Here is a 22,377-nt window from a genome sequence, read left to right as displayed (position 1 = left end):
CCCGGCCATCAATCCCCGGTCCGCGGCCCGCGGTCCCGCAGCATGGGGGGATGAGCGAGACTGCGATCACCTACACCGTGTACGTCCAGGCCGACCCCGCCCGGGTGTGGCAGGCCCTGACCGAGCCCGCGTTCACCCGCCGCTACTGGGGGCTCGACTTCGAGACCGACTGGCGGGTGGGGTCGACCATGGACTGGGTGGAGCGCGGGGCACGGACCAGCGATCCGGAGCAGGTGGTCCTGGAGTGCGTACCGAACCGGCGGCTCGCGTACACCTGGCACACCTTCACCCCGCAGTGGGCGGCCTCCGTCGGCATCGGCGAGGAACTCCGCGCCGAACTGGCGCGCGAGCGGCGCACGAAGGTGACGTACGAGATCGAGCCGGTCGGGGACACCCTCGCGCGACTGACCATCCTCCACGAGGACTTCGAACCGGGCGGCACCCTCATCGGCATGTGCGGCCGCGCCTGGCCGATGCTCGCGTCCAGCCTCAAGACCCTCCTGGAAACCGGCGCCCCGCTGCCGGAACAGGGCCACGCCAACACCCAGGGCGCGGGCGGCTACGAGTCCCACGAGGCGAGCTAGTGCTGGACGTGACCCGATCGCGCGGCACCCTCCCACGAGCGCCGGATGCCAGCCTGTGATCATGGTGGGAAACCGCCGACCTGGAGCGCTGATCCGCCGACATGTCACTCTCACTCGCCGAGATCCTGGACGAGGCCGCCGCCGGCCGCTTCCCCGCGCCCGACGGAACCACCACCGTCGTGCCCCAGCCGAACGCCCGCGACGCGGGAGTGCTCGCCTTCACCGCGCACTCCGTGGTCTTCACCGACGAGGACCCCGACTGGGTGCGCTCCACCCTGGCCGCCATCGACTGCGACGGCCTTGCTGCCACCATGAACCCGCGTTTCCTCGTCGCGCTCCTGGACCGCACCGGCCGGAGCCACGACACCACCGACCTGCTCACGGTCGCCGAGGCGCTCCCCGGCCAACCCGCCCTGGAACTGAGGGAGATCGAAGACCCGGATCACCCCCGGGTCCGCCGGGCCCGGGTCCGCCGTGACGGCGTACGGGTCTGGGCGACGCCCACCGGCGGGGGAGTGGTGATACTCGGCCGCGGAGTGGCGGGCCGCTGGGAGACGGCCATCGAGGTGGACGAGGCCGCCCGGCACCGGGGACTGGGCCGCGAACTGGCCCGCGCCGCCCGCCACCTGGTCCCGGACGGGGCGCCGCTCTGGTCCCAGCAGTCCACCGGCAACACGCGCAGCATCCGGGCGTTCCAGGCCGCCGGATACCGCCCGGTCGGCGCGGAGGCCCTGATGCTCGCTCCGGCCCCGCAGGACCGCGCGGTGGCTCCGGCCTGAGGGAACGGCCCCGAAGCCACCCTGACCACCGGCCGTTCACCGGGGTCGTGTGGAATGGCGGCATGGGGAGAAGCGAGTACCAGATGCGCCAGGGGGGTGGCCCGGCGAACCGGGCCGAAGGGACGACCGCGGCCCTCGCGCCGCCCGAGCAGCCGCCCGGAGTGCCCGCGGCGCCCGCGGTACCCGCCCAGCGGGTCGCCGAGCCGTCCGGGCAGCCGGCCGAGCACTGGCGCTACGCCCGGCATTTGGAATCCCTGGCCGCCGCGTCCGGTGAGCCCGCGGAAGCCGAGGCCGTGGCCGCCGTCCTGCGCGATCCGGACCCGGTGATGGCCGAGAGCGCCGTGGTCACGCACCTGGACCGGCGGGCGGCCCGGCTCCTGGCCGACGAGGCCTTCCCCGCCTGGGCGCGGGCCGTGGGCGAGGCCCTCGCCGGTCGTACCTTCGCCGCCCGCCGGCTGCGGGAGTGGACCCTGCTCAAGGACATCACCCGGGGCGAGCCCTGGTCACGGGCGGAGCTCCTCGCCGCCTCCGACTGGTGCCAGCGCACGGCGGCCCAGTCGCTGCACGCGGACGAGGCCCTGCGGCTGCTCGCCGCCGAGGCCCGTACCCGCCGGGTCCGCAACGCGGCGGCCCAGCGGCTGCTGCGACGGGCGGCGTGACTCGGCACCGCGACCGAGTCTGGCGGGACATCGGGACATCTGGACATCTGGACATCGGGATATGACGGAGGTGCCGGCCCCCCCCGCAGGGGAAGCCGGCACCTCCGCTCACCTCGTCACCGCACCGCGGTCTCCCGCTACTTCGTGCCCCGTCGTACCCGGGCCGCCGCGCGGGCCTCCGCGGCCTGCCGGGCCTCGATGGTCTTACGGGACTCCTTGCCCTTGCCGGGCCGCCCGGGCCGGGTCCCGATGCCGCGGAAGCCGAGTTCCGTGCCCGAGGGCCGGCCCTTGGCGTCGGTGGCCGCGGCGCCGGCCAGCGGCACGCCGGACGGGGCCTTCGCGCCGGTGATCCGGCTCAGCGCCGCCTCGCCGGAGCGGACCTGGGTGATGGTCGGGCGGATCTTGGCGTCGGCCATCAGGCGGACGATGTCGCGCCGCTGGTTCGGGGTGACCAGGGTGACGACCTTGCCGGACTCCCCGGCGCGGGCCGTGCGGCCGCCGCGGTGCAGGTAGTCCTTGCTGTCGGCCGGCGGGTCCACGTTGACCACGAGGTCGAGGTCCTCGATGTGGATGCCGCGCGCGGCGACGTTGGTCGCGACCAGGACGTTCAGCAGGCCGTCCTTGAACTGGCCCAGGGTCCGGGTGCGCTGCGGCTGCGACTTCCCGCTGTGCAGCCCCTCGGCCCGTACGCCCATGGCGCGCAGGTGCTTCACGAACTGGTCGACGCCGTGCTTGGTGTCCAGGAACATCAGCACCCGGCCCTCGCGCGCCGCGATCTCCGTCGCCGCCGAGACCTTGTCGGCGGCGTGGATGTGCAGCACGTGGTGGTCCATCGTGGACACCGAGGCCGACTGCGGGTCCACGGAGTGGCCGACCGGGTCCTTCAGGTACCGCTGGACCAGCTGGTCCACGTTGCGGTCCAGGGTGGCCGAGAACAGCATCCGCTGGCCGGCGTGGTGGCACTGGTCGAGGATCTCGGTGACCTGCGGCATGAAGCCCATGTCGCACATCTGGTCGGCCTCGTCGAGGACGACGATCTTCACGCGCTCCAGGTGGACGTCGCGCCGCCCGATCAGGTCGCTGAGCCGCCCGGGGGTGGCCACCACGATCTCGGCGCCGGTGCGCAGCGCGCCCGTCTGCTTGCCGATCGACAGGCCGCCGACGACCGTGGCGATGCGCAGCTTCAGGGCCTGCGCGTACGGGGACAGCGCCTCGGTGACCTGCTGCGCCAGTTCGCGCGTCGGTACGAGGACCAGGGCGAGCGGCCGCTTCGGATCCGCCTGCTGTCCCGCCGTCCGGGCCAGCAGCGCGAGCCCGAAGGCGAGCGTCTTGCCGGAGCCGGTCCGGCCGCGGCCGAGGATGTCACGGCCCGCGAGGGAGTTGGGGAGGGTCGCCGCCTGGATGGGGAACGGCTCCGCCACCCCCTGGTCGGCCATCGTCGTCACCAGCTCAGGGGGCAGGCCGAGCTCCGAGAAGGACTCCACCGGCGGCAGCGCCGGCGTGGTCGTCCGGGGCATTGAGTACTCGCCCTGGGGGCCGAGGGTCCGCGGGGTCTTCCCGCCGCCCTTCGCACCGCCCTTCGGGCCTGCCTTCGCTCCGGGCTTGATGCCGAAGCGCCCATGAGGTGACGGGTTCTTCATGCAGAACCTTCCGTGAGACGCACAAGATGATCGGGAGCGCGACGCGAACGTCGCCAAAAGGCAAATTTTACCATCGGGCCTACGGGGCCACAGGCCCGAGCTCCGCGGCCCGCACCCGGTCGAGATGGGCGGTGACCTCGGCCGTCGCCCTCCCGAACCAGTCCGCGATGACGGCGATCTCGTCCGGGGAGTATTCGGCGAACACCGCGCCGAGCCGTGCGTAGAAGGGCTCGTAGACGGCGAAGACCCTGGCGGCGGCCGCCGGGTCGGCGACCACCCGCACCCGGCGCCGGTCGGTTGGGTCGGGCTGCCGGCTCGCGTAGCCGGCCCGCTCCAGGCGGTTGAGGACCCCCGTCACGGCCCCGGTGGTGAGGTTCGTGAGCTCGGCGAGGTCGCCCGCGCCGAGGGGGCTGTCCCCGGCGCCCAGGATGTGGCCCAGGCAGGTCAGGTCCGTGACGTTCAGCCCCAGCAGCTGCGCCACCTCCTGCTGGCCGAGGATGCCGAGGGCGACGTACCGGTCCATGCGCGAGAGCGCCTCCTGGACCGTGGCCGCGGGGCGGGGCTTGCCCTGCACGCGGTTACTCCTTAGCATCTAAGTTACTTAGCTCGTGAGATAAATGGCTTTCTCCGTGAGAGAACGCCGTTCGAGCCTACTGAACCCACCGAATGAACCCACCGAACCAGGGGAGAACGATGAGCGCCCACGGCCACGTAGACCTCGGCCACACCGTGGCCGGCTGGACCGGTACGGCGATCGCCCTCGTGGGCTGTTCGGCGGCGGGCACGGCCCTGTGCGCGTCCTGGACCCCCGGCATCTGGATCGGCCTCCTGGTCGTGGTCGCGGCGGGGATCGTCACCTGGCTGCTCCACCTCGCAGGCTGGGGCAAGCCGAGCGGCCCCCGTCCCGAGGACCAGTGGGACTGGCGGGTCCGCGACACCGCCGCGCACAGCGGTCACGCCGACTGCCTCGGCTGCCGGGTCAGCGGGCCGCGGCGAGCGAGCGCAGCAGCCCTTCGGCCTCGATCCGCCGCGTCGTTGCCCGCTGCGGATAGCAGCGCATGAACATCCGGGTGAAGTGCTCCCCGTAGTGGATGACGGAGCCCTCCGCGGCCCGGCCCTGGTCGAGCGGGCGGATCCGGGCGCCGAAGCGAGGCTCGTGGAAATAGGCGAGGGCGTGGCGCTCCCGGTCGGCCAGCCGCACCTTGTGGGGGGTGGACAGCAGGGCGCCGCCGGTCATGAACTGGAGGATGTCCCCGGGGAAGACGGTCAGCACCCCGGGCACCGGCCGCACGAAGGTCCAGCCCGGCCGGTTCTCGGCGAACCCCGCCGAGCTCTCGCCCGGCAGCCAGTTGCGCGGGCGGGGCTCGCCCGGCACCGGGGGCCGTACCCAGAGCCCGCCCACCTCGTCCTGCGCGGCGATCACGAGGAGCCCGTAGTCGGTGTGGGCGCCGATCCCGCGCTCGGCGGTCCGCGCGGCGGCCGGGAAGCGCAGCACCCGCATGTGGTGCCAGCCGCCGCGGGTCAGCCCCGCGAGCCGGTCGATGCCGGCCGGTCCCAGGCCCAGCCCCAGGGCCACCAGCCGCAGTAATCGTTCGCCGAGCCCGCCGACTCCCGCCAGGTACGCCTCCATGGCCGCCCGGTACTCCTGACCGGGCCAGGGGACCGGGCCGTGGCAGGGCAGCCCGGCGGCCGCGCCGGGATCCGCGGGACCGATGTCCGGGGTGATGGTGAAGATCTCCGAGGCGTCCGGCCGCCCCGCCGTCACCTCCTCGCCCGAGGCGATGTACCCGCTGTACGAGGTGTCGTTGACGTACGCCGCCTTCTCGGCCGCAGGCCGGGCGAAGAACCGCCCGCTCACCGCCAGCGCGGCCCGCGTGCGGGCTTCTTGCGCGGGATCGGCGGCCACCTGGAAGATCCCGTCGCGCTGCCAGGCGCGGACCATCGCCCCGCCCAGTACGGCGTCCGCCGCCGTCCCGGTGATCCGTTGCGGCACTCGGAAAGTCGCGAGCTCGCCCATGTCGGTCCCCTTTCGAAGGGCCCTCCAAGGCCCGTGTGAAGGCCTGCTCCCTCGTTTCACGGACGGGACGGAGAAAAGTTCGAATAGCGGGAAGCACCCCGGTTGGCCGCGCTTGGCGTGTGCTCGGGCCGATCAATGGGCAGGATCGGGACCGGCCGCGTGTGCGGCCGGTGGAACGTTGTGAAGGATCAGTACAGATGGCAACAGGCATCGTGAAGTGGTTCAACTCGGAGAAGGGGTTCGGCTTCATCCAGCAGGACGACGGCGGTCCCGACGTGTTCGTGCACTTCTCCGCCATCCAGACCACCGGCTTCAAGGAGCTGGCGGAGGGGCAGAAGGTCGAGTACGACGTCACGCAGGGCCCCAAGGGACCCCAGGCGGAGCAGGTGGTGGGCCTCTAAGGCCGCTTCACGAGCCCGGCAGGTGAGCTGAGCCCCGTCCGCTCCTCGGGCGGGGCTCACGCGCGTGCGGCGCGGACCGGTAGCGTGGTCCGGATGATGACGGGCACGCCGGACACCCGGCTGATCGTGTTGCGCGGCAACTCCGCCTCCGGCAAGTCCTCGGTCGCGGAGGAGATCCGCGACCGCCACGGCAGCGGCATCGCGCTCGTGGGCCAGGACACCCTGCGACGGGTCGTCCTGCGCGAACGCGACACCCCCGGCGCGGCGAACATCGGGCTGATCGGCAGCGTGGCCCGGTACGCGCTGGACCACGGATTCCACGTCATCGTCGAGGGCATCCTCTACGCGGACCGCTACGGCCCCATGCTCGACGCCCTGCGCGCGGCCCACCGGGGGCGGACCCACTTCTACTACCTCGACGTGCCGTTCGAGGAAACCGTGCGGCGGCACGCGGGCAAGCCCTACGGCGCCGAGTTCGGGGAGGCCGAGCTGCGCGAGTGGTACCGGCCGCTCGACCTGCTCCCCGGGGACTGGGAGAGCATCGTCGAGGCCGCGGACTCCCTGGAGGACACCGTGGCCCGGGTGATGGAGGAGACCGGGCTGGCCTCGGGCTGAGGGGCCCAGTGAGGGCTTGCGCGGTCTAACCGGCGCGGTGCAGGGCCAGCAGCAGCGTCCAGATCCGGTCCGCCAGCTCGGACGGGTCCGACAGGTCCGCCGGGAACTCGCCGTGCAGCCAGTCCGCGAGGATGCCGGTGAAGGCGGCCGCCACCGCCGAGGCGACCAGATCGGGCCGGGGTGCCCCCACCGCCGCCCGCTCGGCCCGGCTGCGGGCGCGCAGCTCCCGGTGCAGGCGCTCGCCCAGCGGGCCGCCGCCGCCCGGCAGGAGCAGGGTGCGGTGGAGCGGGGCACGGTCGGCGGCGCCGGCGAGGAACTCGGCCAGCGCGGCGGGCGGGCGGGCCGGAGCGGGGGCCGAGGGCCCGGTCTGCCAGGCGTGCAGGGCGTCGACCGCCGCGTGCACGACGTCGGCGCACGCGTCCACCGCCAGCGCGGTGAGGTCCTCGTAGTGCAGGTAGAAGGTGGCGCGGCCGACGCCCGCCCGGCGGACCACCGCCGAGACGCTGACCTCGGAGAGCGGCCGGTCCGCGCATTCCGCGAGGAGGCTCTCCCGCAGCCGCGCCATGGTGCGCGCCGTACGGGGGTCGGTGTTCGGCCGGCCGGAGGTCACGCGGCGAGCAGCGCCGCACCCAGGGCGAGGGCGCCGGGCAGTGCCTGGGCGAAGAGGATCCGGCGGTTGGCGGTCGCGGCCCCGTACACCCCGGCGACGATCACGCAGACGAGGAAGAAGACCTGCGTGGCCAGTGAGTCGATGACGAGCGACCAAACCAGGCCGGCCGCGAGGAACCCGTTGTAGAGGCCCTGGTTGGCGGCGAGCGGGGCGGTCAGGCGGGCGGTGTCGGCGTCGAAGCCGTGCAGGGACCGGCCGGGCGGCCGCTGCCACAGGAACATCTCCAGCACCAGGATGTACGCGTGCAGTGCGGCGACGAGGCCGATGAGGATCGTTGCGACCGTGTGCACGGCCACCTCCCTGGGGGCGGGGTGAGCGAAGACCGGTCCGTCCGACTTCCTGGACAACTGTACAGGAAGTGCTGTCGCGGTCCGAGCCCCGCGACGCGGATACCCTGGCCGCATGACTGCGCTCGTATATGAAGACTTCGGCACCGGACGACACCGCGAGGCCTCGCTGATCCGGCACGCGCTCGGCAGCGTGCACGACGAGGCGCTGGTCGCGGGCCTGGCGGGCGGGATCGGCTTCATGTACTTCGTGTTCGAGTACGCCGGCCGCCCGCCGATGCCGACGATCGTCGCCCAGGCCCACCCCGACCCCTGGGTCCAGGTGGCCCTCGGCCGCCTGAACATCCCCTACGAGGCCACGCGCAGCGCCAAGCCCCGCTGGAACCGGGTCGAGGCCGCGCTCGACGCCGGCGCTCCGGTGTTCTGCACCGTCAACAGGTCCGCCCTGCCCTGGCACGGCCCCGCCGCCGTGGCCGAGCTGGCCGCCGCGGATCCGTACGTGGTGGTCGTCGTCGGCTACGAGGGCGACACCTACTACGTGGAGGACGGGGCGGCGACCCCCTACGCGATCGGCCGCGAGGAGTTCGGCGCCGCCTGGTCCGGACACAAGAAGGGCCGCCACCAGATGGTGGTGACCACCGGCAAGCCCGCCGGGGAGACGGACCCGGACGCCGCGATCGCCCACACCGTCGGCCGCCTCACCGGCCCGGTCCTCGGCAACCACTTCGACGTCAACTTCGGCTTCTCCGGCATGGAGAAGCTCGCCGCGCAGCTGCGCGACACCACCACGAAGGCGGGCTGGGAGCGCCGGTTCGCCACCCCCGAGGCCTTCGCGCTGGGCACCGGACGGCTGCACGCCTGCCTGGAGGAGGAGTGGACCTCCCCGGGCGCCACCCGGCCGCTGTACGCGGACTTCCTCGACCTCGCCGGGCACCCGGAGGCGGCCGGCCTCTTCCGGAGCTCCGGCGGGCAGTGGTCGCGGCTCGCGGAGCTGGCCCGTACGGCCGACCCGGAGTCGGACGCCGCCGCACGGCGGGAGCTCTTCGACGCCTGCGCGGAGCTGGTGGACGGCGCCCTGGCGCTGGAGCGTGAGGCGGCCGCACTGCTGCCGGAGGCCGCGCCCGGCGCGTAGGCGGAGCCCGGCGGACGGATCACCGGGGCGCGGCTGATCAGGGACGTGCCTGCGCCAGCGGCTCGGCGGCTCGGGGCACTGACCGGACGGACGCTAGCGGGGCTCCTCGACCGTGATCGCCGACACCGGGCATGCCCGGGCGGCCTCCCGGAGCAGGGGGCTGCCGGCGCCGTCCTCGCGTCCCGGCAGCAGCGCGCCGAAGCCGTCGTCGTCCTGGGTGAACACCCCGGGCGCCGTCAGGGCGCACTGTCCGGCCCCGATGCAGACGCCCGTGTCGATGGAGATGCGCGCAGTGGACATCGGGCTCCTCACCAGGCCACAGGGAGTTCGATCATGCCCTGGATGGTGTCCCCGGGCTTGAACGGGATCAGGTCGGGCCGGGCGGCCAGCCGCAGCCCCGGCAGCCGCTCGAAGAGGGTGCCCAGCGCGATCTCCATCTCGGCGCGGGCCAGGTTCTGGCCCAGGCACTGGTGGATGCCGAAGCCGAAGGCCAGGTGGTGCCGGGTGGGCCGGTGCCAGTCCAGGTCGTCGGGCTGCGCGAACACGGCCTCGTCGCGGTTGATGACGGAGGTGGAGAAGATCACCCCGTCGTCGGCGCGCACCGTCACCCCGCCGATCTCGATGTCCTCCCTCGCCACGCGCAGCATGCCGTCCGCGATCGACAGGAACCGCATCAGCTCCTCCACCGCCGCCGACATCAGGGCCGGGTCGGCGCGCAGCTCGGCCAGCTGCTCGGGGTGGTTGAGCAGGGTGAACGTACCGAGCGAGATCATGTTGGCGGTGGTCTCGTGCCCCGCGATCAGCAGGATCGCGGCCAGCGAGACCAGTTCCTCGACATCGGTCTCCCCGGTCTCCAGCCGCTGGGTGATCAGTTCGTCCAGCAGCCCGTCGCCCCGGTGCTCGCGCTTGTGCCCGATGAGCTCGCGCAGATAGCCGTTGAGCTGATCGCGGGCGTCCTCCACGTCGGCGACTTCCGGTCCGCGCAGCAGCCTGCGCGACTGGCTCTCGAAGAACTCGTGGTCCTCGTACGGGACTCCGAGCAGCGCGCAGATCACCATCGAGGGCACCGGCAGGGCGAAGGCGCCGACCAGTTCCGCGCGCGGGCCGGCCGCGACCATCTCGTCGATCAGCCGGTCCACGGTCTCCTGGATCCGGGGCCGCAGGGCGGCGGTCCGCTTCAGCGAGAAGCTCGGGATCAACATCCTGCGCTGGGTGTTGTGTTCGGGGTCGTCGAGGCCGAGCAGGGCGGTGGGCCGCTTCTGCAGGCCCTTGAACCGCCGGGTGGGGGTGGGGAAATCGGGGTTCAGCCGGTCGGCGGAGAGCCGGCCGTCGGAGAGCAGGGCCCGCGCTTCGGCGTGCCCCGAGACCACCCATACGGAGCGGCCGTCGAAGAGCGTGACCCGGGAGAGCGGCCGGCCGGTCCGCAGTGGTTCGTAGGCGGCCGGCGGGTGGTAGGGACAGGTCCGGTCCTGGGGGAAGGCAACGGTTTTCTCGGACATACAACACCTCGCACGCGGTGGTTCCGTTTTGCCGGAACCCATTACATGCCTTAGGCACCTATCCGATCCATGTGACTTTCAGCCAGATTGCTTGGCTTCGCCTGGACGGCCCAACGGCCTAGAGATGGGGGTCCAGGAAGGCGCGGAACTCCTCGCGCGTCATCGGCCCGGCCTGGGTCGCGACCGCCTCGCCGCCCTTGAGCAGGACGGCGGTCGGGGCGCCGGTGACCTCGTACCGCTTGGTCTGCGCGGGGCAGCGGGTGATGTCCGTACGGACGGCCGTCAGCCGCGTCCCGTACTCCTGGGCCAGCTCGGCGACGACCGAATCCATCGCGCGGCAGGCCTCGACGGCCTTCGGCCAACTGCCGCAGAAGTAGGCCAGCACGGGCCCGTCCGTCATGCCGAGGATGAACTCGAACTCCTGGTCCTCCAGTGGCTGGTGTACCAGACGTGCCATGGGTGGTGCTCCGCTCCGTGTGCCGTGCGATCGGGAAGGTGGCTCCCATCATCGCCGGTCGGCGGGCACCGGCCGCCGCGGCCCCGCCATCCCTCTGGCCAGGGCGTTGTCAGTGCCGTCTGTGAAGCTGGGCGACATGGACGACAGGATGCTCCGGCGCCGGGTCTACGGCGCCGACCACGACGACCCCGACCCGGGTCCGCTCCAGGGGCACGCCTACGGCGAGCTCGTCGGCGGCCCGCTCGACGGGCTGCTCCTCGACATCACGGGCTGGAGCGGGCCGCAGCTCGCCGAGGAGGCCCGGCTCCCGACGGAGATAGGGCGCTACGGCCCGGGCGGCCGGGCGCACTACCGCCGTCGCACACAGGATCCCGGCCACTGGGACTGGACGGGCGACAGCCGCTGAACTCAGCGGGTCGCCGCGGACCGGCTCACGCTGCGGGCCCACATCACCAGCGGGACCTGGAGCGGCAGCCGGCCGACGGCGACGGCCCGCAGGGCGGGGGAGCGGCGGCGGGCGTCGGCGGCCATCTTGACGTTCGCGGGAAAGACGCCGACGAAGAACGCCGCCGTCGCCATCGCCGCGACGCGACGGGTGCGCGGGTGGGCGACCCCGGCGGCCAGGGCGAGCTCCGCGACACCGCTCGCGTACGTCCACCGGCGCGGGCTGCCGGGCAGCGAGCGCGGCACGATCGCGTCGAACTGCTTCGGGACGACCGCGTGCGCCACCGCCGCACTGGCCAGCAGACCGGCGAGGAGCAGGGGTGAGGACGGTATGCGCGGCATCGGGGATCCTCTCGAAGGGGCCTGGGCCCGGCGATCCTACTCGTCGGTAGCGTCCGGTGGGCGCGCCTTCGGCGGTTGCGGCGGGCAGTCCCGGAAGATTCTTTGAAGAATTTCCGGGGGAGCTGTCGATCCGGGCGGCCCCCGTTCGACGCAAGGGTGAGAGGCGGGGACAGCCCCCGTCCTTCCCGACCGAGGAGTCACCATGCCGCGCTTCCTTTCGATGGTCCGCATCGACGAGCAGAGCCTCACCCCCGAGACCCCCTTCCCCGCCGACTTCGAGCAGCGCATGGGCGGACTGCTGGAGGAGATCACCAAGGCCGGGGTCATGCTGGACACCGCCGGCCTGCTCCCCACCTCCGAGGGGACCAGGGTCACCTGGTCCGGCGGCAAGCTCAGCTACACCGACGGCCCCTTCACCGAGACCAAGGAGGTCGTCGGCGGGTACGCCCTGATGCAGTGCAAGGACAAGGACGAGGCGCTGGAGTGGACCAAGCGCTTCCTGGAGGTCCACCCGGAGAGCTGGACGGTCGGCATCGAGCTCCGCCAGATCGACGAGGGCCCCGGTCCGCAGGCCTGATCCTCTCCGCGTTTGCCCCGCCTCCGCGTTTGCCCTGCCTCGTCACGGCTGCTCTGATGGGTGGCCGTGACGGCAGTGAATACGACCCGTGCGGTCGAAGCGGTGTTCAGGATCGAATCCGCCCGGATCATCGCGGGCGTGGCCCGCATCGTGCGCGACCTCGGCATCGCCGAGGAACTCGCGCAGGACGCGCTGGTCGCCGCGCTGGAACAGTGGCCGCAGTCGGGTGTCCCGGACAAGCCGGGCGCCTGGCTGATGGCCACCGCCAAGCACCGCGCCATCGACCTCGTCCGCCGCAAGGAGACCTACGCGCGCAAACTCGCGGAGGTCGGCCGCACCCTGGAGGACGAGCCGCCGGCCTCGGAGTCCGCCGAGCTCGCCGACCCCGAGGCCATCGACGACGACCTGCTCCGGCTGATCTTCACCGCCTGTCACCCCGTGCTCGCCACAGAGGCCCGGATCGCGCTCACCCTGCGCCTGATGGGCGGGCTGACGACCCAGGAGATCGCCCGCGCCTTCCTGTCCTCCGAGCCCACGGTCGCCCAACGCATCGTCCGGGCGAAGCGGGCCCTGGCCAAGGCGGCGGTGCCCTTCGAAGTCCCGTACGGGGCCGATCGCGAAGAGCGCCTCGCCTCCGTGCTGGAGGTCATCTACCTCGTCTTCAACGAGGGCTACTCGGCGACCGCGGGCGACGACCTGGTCCGGCCCGCGCTCTGCGAGGACGCCCTGCGCCTGGCCCGCGTCCTGGCCGGCCTGATGCCCAAGGAGCCCGAGGTCCACGGGCTGGCGGCGCTGCTGGAGTTCCAGGCCTCCCGCATGGCCACCCGCACCGGCCCGGCCGGCGAGCCGGTGCTGCTCGCCGACCAGAACCGGGCCAGGTGGAACCGCATGCTGATCCGGCGCGGTGTCGAATCCCTGAGCCGCGCCGGCACCGGCCCCTACTCGGTCCAGGCCGCCATCGCGGGCGTGCACGCCGCCGCCGTCCGCTACGAGGACACCGACTGGCCGACGATCGCCGCCCTCTACGGGCGTCTCGTCCGGCTCGTCCCCTCACCGGTGATCGAGCTCAACCGGGCCGTCGCCGTCTCCATGGCCGAGGGGCCGCAGGCGGCGCTCCCGCTGGTGGACGCCCTGGCCGCGGAACCGGCCCTGCGCGCCTACCACTTGCTGCCCAGCGTACGGGGCGACCTGCTGGAAAGGCTCGGCCGCCCGGCGGAGGCCCGCGCGGAGTTCGAGCGCGCCGCCTCGCTCACCCACAACGCCAGGGAGCAGGCCCTGCTGCGCGAGCGCGCGGCCCGGCTGGCCGACTGAGCCTCGGCCCCGGCCGCTCCTGGTGGCCCCGCCGCCTCAGGGGCGCCGGGCGAACGCCGCCACGTCGAGCGGGGTACGGGCGACTGGCCGGCGCGGCGAAGTCAGCGCGATCGGCCGGCGGAAGGAGCCGTGGCGGGCGATCTCCCGGACCGTCTCGCGCAGTGCCTCCTGGAATCCGTCCATCGTGCGGCGGGCCGCGGGGGTGTCGGAGTAGATCGAGTTCATGTGCAGCCCGTCCGCGTCCCGCTGGAACCAGGAACAGGCCCCGTTGGCCTGCGCCGACCACACGTGGGAGGTGGGCCGCCAGTCCTCGTGCCGTTCGGCACCCGGGCACTTGCGCATGTCGATGTACGAGAAGAAGTTCACCGGGTACGGCCAGGAGCGGGCGGCGAACTCACGGGGTGCCAACAGCTCCCAGGCCCGCACGAAGGGCACGTCCACATGGCCGATCATCTCGCCGAACCCGGCCCGCACCGAGGCCATGACCTGCGTGAAGTCCCGTCCGGGCGAGGCGTCGAACTCGATGGGCATGGTGTTGACGAACCACCCCACCGAGTTCGTCCACTCGGCGCGGCCGCGCTCGCTCACCGGCATGAACCCCCGGTAGACGCCCGGACCGCCGGCCTCGCGCAGACAGACGGCGACGGCGGCCAGCACCCCCATGAACGGCTTGCCGTCGACCGCCAGACAGGCCTTCTCGAAGACCTCCGCCTCGGCGGCGTCCAGCAGCGGCGAGGCCTCGTTGACGATCGAGTACATCCGGCCCGGTTCCACGCCCAGTTCGAGCGGGAAGCGCGGGAAGAACTCCCCGCCGCGCGCCATGAACTGCTTCCAGTAGCCGAGCCGTTCGTCGTCGGCGGCGATGGACAGGTAGCGGCGGCGCTGCTCCTCGGCGAAGTCGAGATAGCTCGCCGCGGGCGCCGGGTCGATCTCCTCGCCGCGGCGCAGGGCCTCGTAGCCGCTCTGAACCTCCTGGACCACGATCGGCATCGACATGCCGTCGCACACGATGTGGTCGAAGGCGAGGTAGACGGTCGCGGAGTCCTCGCGGAGCACCGCGCCCATCGTGAACAGCGGCCAGGACAGGGTGTCGATGCTCCGCTTGAACCGTTCGACGAGGAAGCCGGTCAGCTCCTCGGTGCGGTCGAAGGAGGCCACCTGCACTGTGTCGAGGGCCAGTTCCTCGGCGGGGATCGGCGCGCACGCCAACTCCCCGGCCAGCCGCCGGAACTCGCAGCGCAGCACCTCGTGACGGCGTACGAACGCCAGCAGCGAGCGGGTCAGGGCGTCTTCGTCCAGCACGCCCGCGACCTCGAAGGTGACCGCGATCCACGAGGCGACGGGATCGTCGGCCGCACGGCTCTCCTCGGCGACGGTGAAGTGCTTGTCCTGGTTGAAGGAAGCCCTCCTGCCCGCCGCGCCGCCCAGCCCGTCGGCTTCCGCCGCCGCAGTGGACCGCAACCGCCACTCGACGACCCGGCCGGGTGCCATGTGGTGCATCTCCAGAGGAAACTGCCGCATTCCGTCATCCCTTCGTCCCCCGAGTCAACCCCGAGCCCCTAACGACACCCGGGCCACGGAAGTGACGCGCACCAGCCGGTTCACCGGTGGGGGAGGGGGCAGCGGCGGGCGCGGAGCAGGCGGTGCAGGAGCAGGCGGCCCCGGGACGGACGGGGTGGGGGCGGGGCGGCAGCGGGGGCGCGGGGTGCGGCAGCCCGGCTCGCGCTCGCACCCGTACGCCGCTACTGCGGGGAGCTGCCTCCGTCGGGGCGCAACTCGATGTGGTCCGCCGCGAGGTCCACCGCCACCCGGTGCTCCATCCCCAGGGCCTCCAGGAACTTCTGCGGGAGCTGCACCCGGCCCGTGCGGTCCAGCATCACGTACTCCCGCTCGCTCACCGACTCGGCGCCGTGCTCGTCGGTGACCGTGCGGCGCAGCACCTCGCTGCTCGTGCGGCCGTCGCGCATCGCCACGGTGCGCCGGACCTCGCCCGCGACGAGCGGGTCGTGGGTCACGATGACCACGGTGGCGCCCAGTTCCCGGTTGACGGTGCGGAACGCCTCGAAGATGGCCCCGCCCGTCTCGGAGTCCAGCTCGCCGGTCGGCTCGTCGGCGAGCAGCACCGCCGGGTCGTTGGCCATCGCCACCGCGATGGCCACGCGCTGCTGCTGTCCGCCGGAGAGTTCGGCGGGGCGCCGGCCCGCCAGGTCGCCGATGTGGAGGGCTTCGAGGAGCTCCCCAGTGCGGACCGCGTGGCGCTTGGCGGCGCCGCGCCCGGTCCCCTTCAGCTGCATCGGCAGGGAGATGTTCTGGGCCGCCGTCAGGAAGGGGAGGAGGTTGCGGGCCGTCTGCTGCCAGACGAAGCCGACCGCCTCGCGCCGGTAGCGCAGCCGGTCGCGTGCGGACATCTCCAGCAGGTCGTAGCCGCCCACGCTGGCGCTGCCGGCCGTGGGGACGTCCAGGCCCGCCAGGATGTTCAGCAGGGTGGACTTGCCGCTGCCGGAGGCGCCGACCAGGGCCATCAAGTCACCCTTTTCCACGGTCAGTTCCAGTCCCTGGAGGGCCTGGACCTCCACGCCGTCCGTGCTGAAGATCCGCACCAGGCGGTCGCAGGCGATGGCCGTGTCCGCGCCGTGGCGCACGGGCTCGGCGGCGGCCAACGCCTGCTGCCGCAGCTCCTCGAAGGTGGGCTGGTCGCTGTGGGCCGGTCGGTTCACCGCTGGTCTCCCGCTCTCAACTCGGTAGTGATCTGTCGCCTGCCGGATATCGCCGCCTCGGCGAGCACGGCCACCGCGACGAGGACTGCCAGGCCCAGCGCCTGGATCAGTACGGGCCGGGCGAGGAACCCCAGGCCGGTCGCCACCTTCGCGCCCACCAGCGTCGACAGGTCCACGGCCGGACCCAGCAGGGCGAGCGCTCCCGCCGCCACCAGGGCCCCGCCGAGGGCGGCGGCCAGCGCCAGCGGCACCGACTCCGTGAGGATCAGCAGCAACGCCTGCCGGGGTCGCAGGCCCATCGTGCGCAGCCTCGCGAGCAGCGCCGCGCGGTCGGGGGCGGCCCGGACCAGGGTCAGCAGCACCGCCAGCACCGCGAACCCGGCGGCTGCGGCCAAGGTGGCCCAGAACAACCGCTCGGCCGAGCGCTGGAGCGGGTCGGAGCCCAGCTCGGCGGCCTCGGCCGAGCTGGTGCGGACGCGGTAGAGCCCGGCGGTCGCCGCCGGGTCGGCGGCGCGTACGAGCCCCTCCAGCCGGTGCTGGTCGAAGGAGCCCAGCGCGTACCAGCGGTCGGGGGCGCCCAGCTTGGGCAGGGCGGCCGTGACCGGACCGGCCGGCACCACCACCGTGGCGGACTTGGCGCCCGGCCGGGCGGGCGTGCCGTCGATCACGCCGGCGACGGTCAGGTGGAGGTCGCCGGCGTCCATACGCAGCAGGTACGAGGAGAGGTCCTCCGCGGCGAGGTCTGCGCTGACGAGCGCCGGTATGGGGGCGGCGGAGGTGCCCGAAGGCGCCGGGGCGCCCGGCGCGCCGCCCGCGAGCGCGGCCGGGTCGAACGTGCCGCGCCCGATGGCCCGGGACAGCTCCGCGTACGCCACCGGGTCCGCGACCACGACGCTGACCTGGGTGGTGCCCGGCTTGTTGCCGATCAGGAAGGCGTTGTCCTCGGTCCACACGTTCAGCGACGACCGTACGCCGGGCAGCGCGGCCGCGGCCTTCGTCAGGGACTCGGGGAGCGTGCTGCTGGGCGCCGCGATCTGCGCGTCGCCGCCGATGGCCTGACGGACCACCTCGAGCCGCACGTCCTGCACCGCGGTCAGCACGGTGCCGCCGAAGCCGCCGGTGGTGACGGCCAGCAGCAGTGCCACCAGCGGGAGTACGGACGGGCGTGACATGCCCCCGGCGCCCCGCGCGGCGCGCGCCAGCCCGAGGAAGCCGATCAGCCCCGGGCCCCGCCCGGCCGCGCGGGCCAGTGCCCCGACCAGGGCGGGCTGGACCCGGGCCAGCAGCAGGCCGCCGCAGAGCGCGAGCAGCAGCGGGGCGGCGACCAGCAGCGGGTCGACCCCGGAGCCGGCCGGGGCGATCCCGCGCGAGCGGACCTCGAACACGGCGGCCGCGGTGGCGGCGAGCACGAGCAGCTCGACGACCAGGCGCCGCCGGGGACTGGGCCCGCGCGGCGGCGACAGCAACACGGCGGCCCGCAGGGGGAAGGCCAGCAGTGACACGAGCGTGGCGGCCGAGGCGGCGAGCACGGTGGCCGTCACGCGGGGGGTCGGCAGCAGCACCACGGCGAGGGCCGTCGCGAGGGCGGCGGCCGGCAGGACCGTGACGGCGCTCTCCGCGAGCAGCCGGCGCACGATGCCGGCCCGGGACCCGCCGCGGGCCAGCAGCAGCCGCAGCTCGGATCCCCGTCGGTCGCCGGTGAGCGCGGCCGCCAGGCAGAACACGACGAACGCGACCCCGGCCGCTCCGGCCGGGCCCATCGCGGCGAGGGGCGCGGCCGCCCGCTGCCGGGCCTCGGCCTGTTTGAACAGTTCGGGCAGGCCGGAGGCGATGTCCAGATCGGACCGGTGGGTGTCCCAGCCCAGCTGGGTCGCGGTCGGTCCGGCCATGTAGGAGGCGACCTCCTTTGCCGTGTCGGGCAGTTGATCGGCGCGCAGGTTCCGGGTGTCGACCGGGATCCGCCAGAAGTCCCGGGCCTTGCCTTGGCCCCATTCGCCGAGCCGGTCCAGCGATTCCGGGGCGATGAGGCCCGCGGTCTGCCAGTAGGTGAGCGGCGGGCGGGTGGGCGTGGGGGAGAGGCAGGCGCGGGTCAGGCAGGCGAGATCGGTCCAGTAGACGTCGGCCTCGTCGTTCGCGGCGTACAGCCCGACCACCTCGGCCTCGAGCGGTCCGGACGAGCCCGCGGCGGCCTCCAGCACCATCCCGACCCGGGCACCGATGGACCGTGCGGCGCTCTGCGAGAGCGCGACGGGAATGGGACCGCCGGGCTCGGGGGCACCGGGCCATCGCCCCTCCACGAGCCGGACGTGTCCGGCGGCCTCGCGCAGGTGGTAAAGGGAGAGTTGGGGGGATATGCCGTCGGGGTGGGCCAGTCCGGGGTTGAGGAGTGGCCGGGCGTCCGCCGAGGATCCGTGGACGGGACCGCTGGGAGCGACGCGCAGGAGCGGACCGGTACCGGAGACCAGAGCGGCCAGCACCTCGTCCAGATCCTTGGCGTTCGGGTTCGTGGGGCGGACAGGCGCGGTGACCCACAGGCTGGTCGGGCTCGGACCGCGTGACTTCAGGAAGGACCGCAGAGCCTGGTCGGCGCCCCGGTCCTCGGCGCGCGGCAGGGCGGCGGAGAGCAGGACGGCGACAAAGGCCAGGGCCACCGCGAGCAGGGTGGCGAGCGGGGTCGCGCGCAGCCGGGTCCGCACCCAGGGGGCGGGCGCGGGTACCACGTGGGAGGGGGTCCCGCCCTGGGCGGTCCCGGGAGGCTCCGCGCCGTCCGGAGTGCGCCGCTCGGAGTTCGTCGCGGCCGGCCCGGTCATATCTCCTCCATGTGCCGCAGCCGGTCGGCTGTCTTCAAGGTGTTCCGGTTGCGCAGGCCGCCGACGACCGCCGACAGCAGCGGCACCGCGGCGATGGCGGCGGCCAGCAGCAGGGTCCGCGCCGTGGGCAGGTCCACCAGCACCTCCGGCATCGGCCGCCCGGCGGTCGGCGTCAGCACCATCAGCGGCACCACGAGATGAACGATGACACCGCCCAGCCCCAGCCCGGCGACGGTGCCCAGGCCGACGAGTACGCAGCTCTCGGCCGTGGCCGTCCAGGCCAGGTCCCGCCGGCGTGCCCCCAGCGCCAGCAGCACCGAGAACTCCCGGGCCCGTTCGCGGGAAGCCGCCGCGGCCGAGGCCGCGAAGCCGATCGCCGCCAGCACCGCGCAGGCCACCGCCAGCGCGGCGAGCGCTCCCTGCGGCCCCGCGCTGAGCGGGTCGTCCAGCAGGGTCCGGGCCACCTCCTCGCGCAGCCGCACCTGCTGGACGCCCGCTGTGGAGCGCAGCTCGGCGGCGGCGCGGGCCGGCGCCGGGTCGTCGGCAGAGGCGGCCGGCATCCACCACTCGGTGGGCGCCGGGAGCTCCAGGCCGCCGGCCGCCAGTACCCGGCTCGCCGTGGCCAGGTCGACGGTGATCGCGGTGTCTCCGGCGACCGGCAGCGTGCCGACCGCCGCGGTGACGCGTACCGGCACGGTGGCGTCGCCCAGCTTGACGGGCACCAGATCACCCACGGCCGCGCCGACCGCGGCCAGATAGGCCCGGGTGGCGATGCCGGGGACCTCGGACTCCGCGGCGGCCGGCGGGGCCAGGGTGACCAGTACGCCGCCGGCCTCGAAGGGGCCGGCGTGGTAGCGCAGCCTGGCCAACGCCGGGACGCCGCCCGCGGCGGAGGCGGGTAGTGACTCGGCGGACGGGGCGCCGTGGTTGAGCGCCGGAGCCGTGAGCCTCCAGTCCGAGGTGGCGGCAACGACGGGAACCGCCGCGCCGTCGCGGGTCTGCGAGACGGCGAGGCTCCGTATGGTCAGTTCGTCGAACCTCTTGCTCGGATCAGGGGTGTCCACGTCGTCGATGTCGGGGTTCCAGCGCGTGTGGTCGTACGTGAATACGAGCCCGGCCAGGTGCAGCGGAGTGGCGGCCGAGCCGAGCGGGGCGCCGACGAGCGAGTCGAGGTTCACCGACACGGTGGCCTCGCCGTCCTCGGGGAGCTGGGCCAGCGGACTCCGGTACGTGATGCCGAACCGGTCGCGCAGCATCAGGCCCACGCTCGCGCGGCCGGCCGCGCCGACACCCCGTACGGCGACGGCGAGGTCGATGCGCTGCGGGCTGTCGGGCAGCGGGATGCCGGAGGCGGCCGCCGCCCCCCGCCCCGACGTGGAGACCAGCGGCGCGAACAGCTCGCGCAGGGAGCGCCCGTTCCGCAAGTCGGGCCGCAGCGGAACCCGTTCGGCAACGGCGGCCGCGTCCAACGCCATCACCTGCGCGGTGCGCCCGCCCGGCAGCTCTTGCTTCGCACGGAGCGTCGGGATCACCTGCTCACCGCCGGGCAGAGCGCCGTAGCGGCCGGCCCGGCCCATCGGGGGCAGGTCGCTGCCGGAGATCAGCAGGCCCCCCGCGGTGGTGAAGTCGGCCTGGTCGCGCTGGGATTGGGACCAGGTCGTGTGCTGGCCGAGGGCGAAAGTCCCGCTGGCGACGGCGAGGACGAGCAGCAGCACCGGTCCGGTGGCACGGCGCGGCCGCCGGGCGAGTTGCCAGCCGACGAGCGCCGGACCCAGCCCCCGGCCGCGGGAGGCGATCCGCGCGCCGAGGCGCGCCGCGAACGGCAGCAGCCTCAGGACCAGCAGGGTGCCCGCGCACAGCGCGAGCGTCGGGGCGGCGACCAGCAAGGGGTCCACGCCGAACAGCGCCCCGGACGGATCGGCGGACGGGTCGGCGGAACTCGGCGCCGGAGTGGACCCGTTGGAGCCGTACCGGGAGAGCTGCTGGTAGGCGAGCACAGCCAGCGCCACCAGCGCCAGGTCCAGCCCGGAGCGGGCGGCGCCCGTGACGAGCGCCTGGCGGCGACCGGTCCGCCGCAAGGCGGCCGTCGCAGCGCCCAGAACGACGGGCAGGGTGGTCAGGAGGACGCAGCCGAGGGCGCAGCCCACCGCGACCGGCCAGAGCGACGGGCTGAGGGTGACGGTGAAGGGGATGCGGTCCAGTGAGCCGTATCCGCCGAGGAGGCGGAGCAACGGCAGGGCCAGCAGCGGTGCGAGGGCGGCGGCGGGCAGCGCGAGCAGCAGCGACTGGGCCGCTGTGAGGAGGGCGAGCCGACGGCGGGAGGCGCCGCGGGCCGTGAGCAGGACGCGCTCGCTCTCCTGGCGTTCCGTCAACAGGTGCGATACGAGCAGCAGCGCGGCTCCGGCCAGGACGGCGAGTTGTAGGGCGCCGACCAGCAGGGTGGACCGGGCCACGGTCAGGCCGGACTCCAACTCACCGAGCATTACGGGGAGTTCGGTGGTCGGATGCAGTCCGGAGGTGCGCTGGAACGCTTCGGCCGTCTTGGTCGCCCGCGCCCGGACCGCCTCGGTCCCGTTGATGTCGGCGGTGGCGAAGTCGGGGGTGAGGAGCACGGCGCGGCTGTCCTGTGCGAGGCCGCCGGTGGTGAATGCCGAGTCGTCCGCGAGCAGCGGGCCGTACGTGGCGAAATTGCCGACCTGGAGGCCGCGGGCGCCGAGCGGGTCGAGTTTCCAGTAGGCGGCGTCCGGGTCGCTCGCCGCGTAGACGCCGGTCACCAGCACGGTCAGCGAGGAGTCGACGCCGTTCCGGCCGTCGAGGCGCACCTCGGCCGGCAGCGCGTTCTCGGTCAGCCCGAGCCGGACCAGCGCCGCCTTGGGTACGGCCACGGGAACGCGGCTGCCCTGGCCGGAAACCGGCCCCGTCACGGGCTGTGGCCATGCACCCGCGAGAAGCCGTACGTGCTCCTTGGCGAAGGCCGCCAGCAGCGTCAGGTCGGCGTCCTTGCGCTGGGCGTGCAGACCGGGCAGCCCGTACGAACGGCTGCGTGCCACGCTCTCGGTGGTGGACGGGAACGGTCCGAACAGCTTGTCCGCGAAGCCCCGTACCGCCTCGTCGTCCTTGGAGCGGTCGGCCGCCGGATGTCCGCCAGTGACCAGTACGGTGCTGCGTGCGTGGTCGGGCCCCTGGAGCGCCTGGCGCAATCCGGCCTCGCCCACGCCGCGGGTGAACGCGAAGAGCGCGGTGAGCACCGTGGTGGTGATCAAAACGGTCAGCAGTACGGCGGCGGCGAGCGGCAATCGCCCGCGCAGCCGACGCACGACGAAGCCGAGCATGAGCGTGTTCCTCCCCCGCACCGGACGTGTCATCCCGGATAGCGGACGATGTTGCCAGAATCGATCAGATAGGGGAAGGGACTTGCGTGAATGGTGCATCAGAT

The 22,377-nt window shown here is 73.6% G+C and carries 23 protein-coding genes; 10 read left to right on the top strand and 13 right to left on the bottom strand.

Annotated elements, in window-relative coordinates; genetic code table 11:
* The first annotated feature begins 50 nt into the window (after positions 1-50).
* The 3 genes from OG490_RS03985 to OG490_RS03975 all read left to right on the top strand — a co-directional run bounded on the left by OG490_RS03985 (position 51) and on the right by OG490_RS03975 (position 2,022).
* Positions 51-584 carry an SRPBCC family protein gene (locus OG490_RS03985; RefSeq protein ID WP_330294882.1) on the top strand — a complete coding sequence of 178 codons (534 nt, stop codon included), beginning with the start codon at positions 51-53 and terminating at the stop codon, positions 582-584.
* 101 nt (positions 585-685) lie between these two features.
* On the top strand, positions 686-1,363 hold the full coding sequence (locus OG490_RS03980) for a GNAT family N-acetyltransferase (RefSeq protein WP_330294881.1): 678 nt from the start codon (positions 686-688) through the stop codon (positions 1,361-1,363).
* 62 nt (positions 1,364-1,425) lie between these two features.
* Positions 1,426-2,022 carry a hypothetical protein gene (locus OG490_RS03975; RefSeq protein ID WP_330294880.1) on the top strand — a complete coding sequence of 199 codons (597 nt, stop codon included), beginning with the start codon at positions 1,426-1,428 and terminating at the stop codon, positions 2,020-2,022.
* Positions 2,023-2,159: 137 nt separating this feature from the next.
* On the opposite strand, the gene OG490_RS03970 is transcribed toward OG490_RS03975, so the two are convergent.
* Both OG490_RS03970 and OG490_RS03965 read right to left on the bottom strand, forming a co-directional pair.
* Positions 2,160-3,662, bottom strand: a complete 1,503-nt coding sequence (locus tag OG490_RS03970; protein WP_443065749.1) for a DEAD/DEAH box helicase — start codon at positions 3,660-3,662, stop codon at positions 2,160-2,162.
* A gap of 79 nt (positions 3,663-3,741) precedes the next feature.
* Positions 3,742-4,236 carry a MarR family winged helix-turn-helix transcriptional regulator gene (locus tag OG490_RS03965; RefSeq protein WP_330294879.1) on the bottom strand — a complete coding sequence of 165 codons (495 nt, stop codon included), beginning with the start codon at positions 4,234-4,236 and terminating at the stop codon, positions 3,742-3,744.
* Between the two features lie 119 nt (positions 4,237-4,355).
* On the opposite strand from OG490_RS03965, the gene OG490_RS03960 reads away from it, so the two are divergent.
* Positions 4,356-4,724 carry an HGxxPAAW family protein gene (locus tag OG490_RS03960; RefSeq protein WP_330294878.1) on the top strand — a complete coding sequence of 123 codons (369 nt, stop codon included), beginning with the start codon at positions 4,356-4,358 and terminating at the stop codon, positions 4,722-4,724.
* Here OG490_RS03960 and OG490_RS03955 read toward each other — a convergent pair.
* Positions 4,642-5,679, bottom strand: a complete 1,038-nt coding sequence (locus OG490_RS03955) for a 2-oxoglutarate and iron-dependent oxygenase domain-containing protein (RefSeq protein ID WP_330294877.1) — start codon at positions 5,677-5,679, stop codon at positions 4,642-4,644. The two genes, OG490_RS03960 and OG490_RS03955, sit on opposite strands and share 83 nt — an antisense overlap.
* Positions 5,680-5,876: 197 nt before the next feature.
* Here OG490_RS03955 and OG490_RS03950 point away from each other — a divergent pair, with 197 nt between their 5' ends.
* Together OG490_RS03950 and OG490_RS03945 are read left to right on the top strand one after the other, a co-directional pair.
* Positions 5,877-6,080, top strand: a complete 204-nt coding sequence (locus OG490_RS03950) for a cold-shock protein (protein ID WP_330294876.1) — start codon at positions 5,877-5,879, stop codon at positions 6,078-6,080.
* Positions 6,081-6,176: 96 nt separating this feature from the next.
* A complete protein-coding gene (locus OG490_RS03945) occupies positions 6,177-6,695 on the top strand; it encodes a kinase (protein WP_330300762.1) in 519 nt (172 codons plus the stop codon).
* A 25-nt stretch (positions 6,696-6,720) separates the two neighbouring features.
* On the opposite strand, the gene OG490_RS03940 is transcribed toward OG490_RS03945, so the two are convergent.
* Positions 6,721-7,305 (bottom strand): TetR/AcrR family transcriptional regulator, encoded by a 585-nt coding sequence (locus OG490_RS03940; RefSeq protein WP_443065748.1) that lies wholly within the window; start codon positions 7,303-7,305, stop codon positions 6,721-6,723.
* A complete protein-coding gene (locus tag OG490_RS03935; protein ID WP_330294875.1) occupies positions 7,302-7,655 on the bottom strand; it encodes a DUF1304 domain-containing protein in 354 nt (117 codons plus the stop codon). Before OG490_RS03935 ends, OG490_RS03940 begins: the two co-directional genes overlap by 4 nt.
* Before the next feature lie 112 nt (positions 7,656-7,767).
* Here OG490_RS03935 and OG490_RS03930 point away from each other — a divergent pair, with 112 nt between their 5' ends.
* Positions 7,768-8,784 (top strand): BtrH N-terminal domain-containing protein, encoded by a 1,017-nt coding sequence (locus OG490_RS03930; RefSeq protein WP_330294874.1) that lies wholly within the window; start codon positions 7,768-7,770, stop codon positions 8,782-8,784.
* A gap of 93 nt (positions 8,785-8,877) precedes the next feature.
* On the opposite strand, the gene OG490_RS03925 is transcribed toward OG490_RS03930, so the two are convergent.
* From OG490_RS03925 to OG490_RS03915, 3 genes are all read right to left on the bottom strand, one after another.
* Entirely contained in the window at positions 8,878-9,084 is a 207-nt protein-coding gene (locus OG490_RS03925; RefSeq protein ID WP_330294873.1) for a ferredoxin, read from the bottom strand.
* A gap of 8 nt (positions 9,085-9,092) precedes the next feature.
* On the bottom strand, positions 9,093-10,283 hold the full coding sequence (locus OG490_RS03920; protein ID WP_330294872.1) for a cytochrome P450: 1,191 nt from the start codon (positions 10,281-10,283) through the stop codon (positions 9,093-9,095).
* Between the two features lie 118 nt (positions 10,284-10,401).
* A complete protein-coding gene (locus OG490_RS03915; RefSeq protein ID WP_330294871.1) occupies positions 10,402-10,740 on the bottom strand; it encodes a thioredoxin family protein in 339 nt (112 codons plus the stop codon).
* A 136-nt stretch (positions 10,741-10,876) separates the two neighbouring features.
* Here OG490_RS03915 and OG490_RS03910 point away from each other — a divergent pair, with 136 nt between their 5' ends.
* A complete protein-coding gene (locus OG490_RS03910) occupies positions 10,877-11,146 on the top strand; it encodes a hypothetical protein (RefSeq protein ID WP_330294870.1) in 270 nt (89 codons plus the stop codon).
* Between the two features lie 2 nt (positions 11,147-11,148).
* Here the strand turns inward: OG490_RS03910 and OG490_RS03905 are convergent, their stop codons facing one another.
* Positions 11,149-11,526: a DoxX family protein gene (locus tag OG490_RS03905; RefSeq protein ID WP_330294869.1), complete on the bottom strand. Its 378-nt coding sequence runs from the start codon at positions 11,524-11,526 to the stop codon at positions 11,149-11,151.
* A gap of 202 nt (positions 11,527-11,728) precedes the next feature.
* Here OG490_RS03905 and OG490_RS03900 point away from each other — a divergent pair, with 202 nt between their 5' ends.
* Together OG490_RS03900 and OG490_RS03895 are read left to right on the top strand one after the other, a co-directional pair.
* Positions 11,729-12,103, top strand: coding sequence for a YciI family protein (locus OG490_RS03900; protein WP_330294868.1), 375 nt, complete (start codon positions 11,729-11,731; stop codon positions 12,101-12,103).
* 60 nt (positions 12,104-12,163) lie between these two features.
* Positions 12,164-13,414: an RNA polymerase sigma factor gene (locus OG490_RS03895; RefSeq protein WP_443065747.1), complete on the top strand. Its 1,251-nt coding sequence runs from the start codon at positions 12,164-12,166 to the stop codon at positions 13,412-13,414.
* Between the two features lie 36 nt (positions 13,415-13,450).
* Here the strand turns inward: OG490_RS03895 and OG490_RS03890 are convergent, their stop codons facing one another.
* From OG490_RS03890 to OG490_RS03875, 4 genes are all read right to left on the bottom strand, one after another.
* Positions 13,451-14,935, bottom strand: a complete 1,485-nt coding sequence (locus OG490_RS03890; protein WP_330294866.1) for a condensation domain-containing protein — start codon at positions 14,933-14,935, stop codon at positions 13,451-13,453.
* Between the two features lie 221 nt (positions 14,936-15,156).
* Positions 15,157-16,131, bottom strand: coding sequence for an ABC transporter ATP-binding protein (locus tag OG490_RS03885; RefSeq protein ID WP_443065746.1), 975 nt, complete (start codon positions 16,129-16,131; stop codon positions 15,157-15,159).
* Positions 16,128-18,941 (bottom strand): hypothetical protein, encoded by a 2,814-nt coding sequence (locus OG490_RS03880; protein WP_330294865.1) that lies wholly within the window; start codon positions 18,939-18,941, stop codon positions 16,128-16,130. Before OG490_RS03880 ends, OG490_RS03885 begins: the two co-directional genes overlap by 4 nt.
* Positions 18,938-22,273 carry an FtsX-like permease family protein gene (locus tag OG490_RS03875; protein WP_330294864.1) on the bottom strand — a complete coding sequence of 1,112 codons (3,336 nt, stop codon included), beginning with the start codon at positions 22,271-22,273 and terminating at the stop codon, positions 18,938-18,940. The genes OG490_RS03880 and OG490_RS03875 overlap by 4 nt, the downstream gene beginning before the upstream one ends.
* Between the last annotated feature and the right edge of the window lie 104 nt (positions 22,274-22,377).

This window comes from Streptomyces sp. NBC_00503 (genome assembly GCF_036346895.1).
Lineage (GTDB): Bacteria > Actinomycetota > Actinomycetes > Streptomycetales > Streptomycetaceae > Streptomyces.
This window is presented reverse-complemented; position numbering and strand designations above follow the sequence as displayed.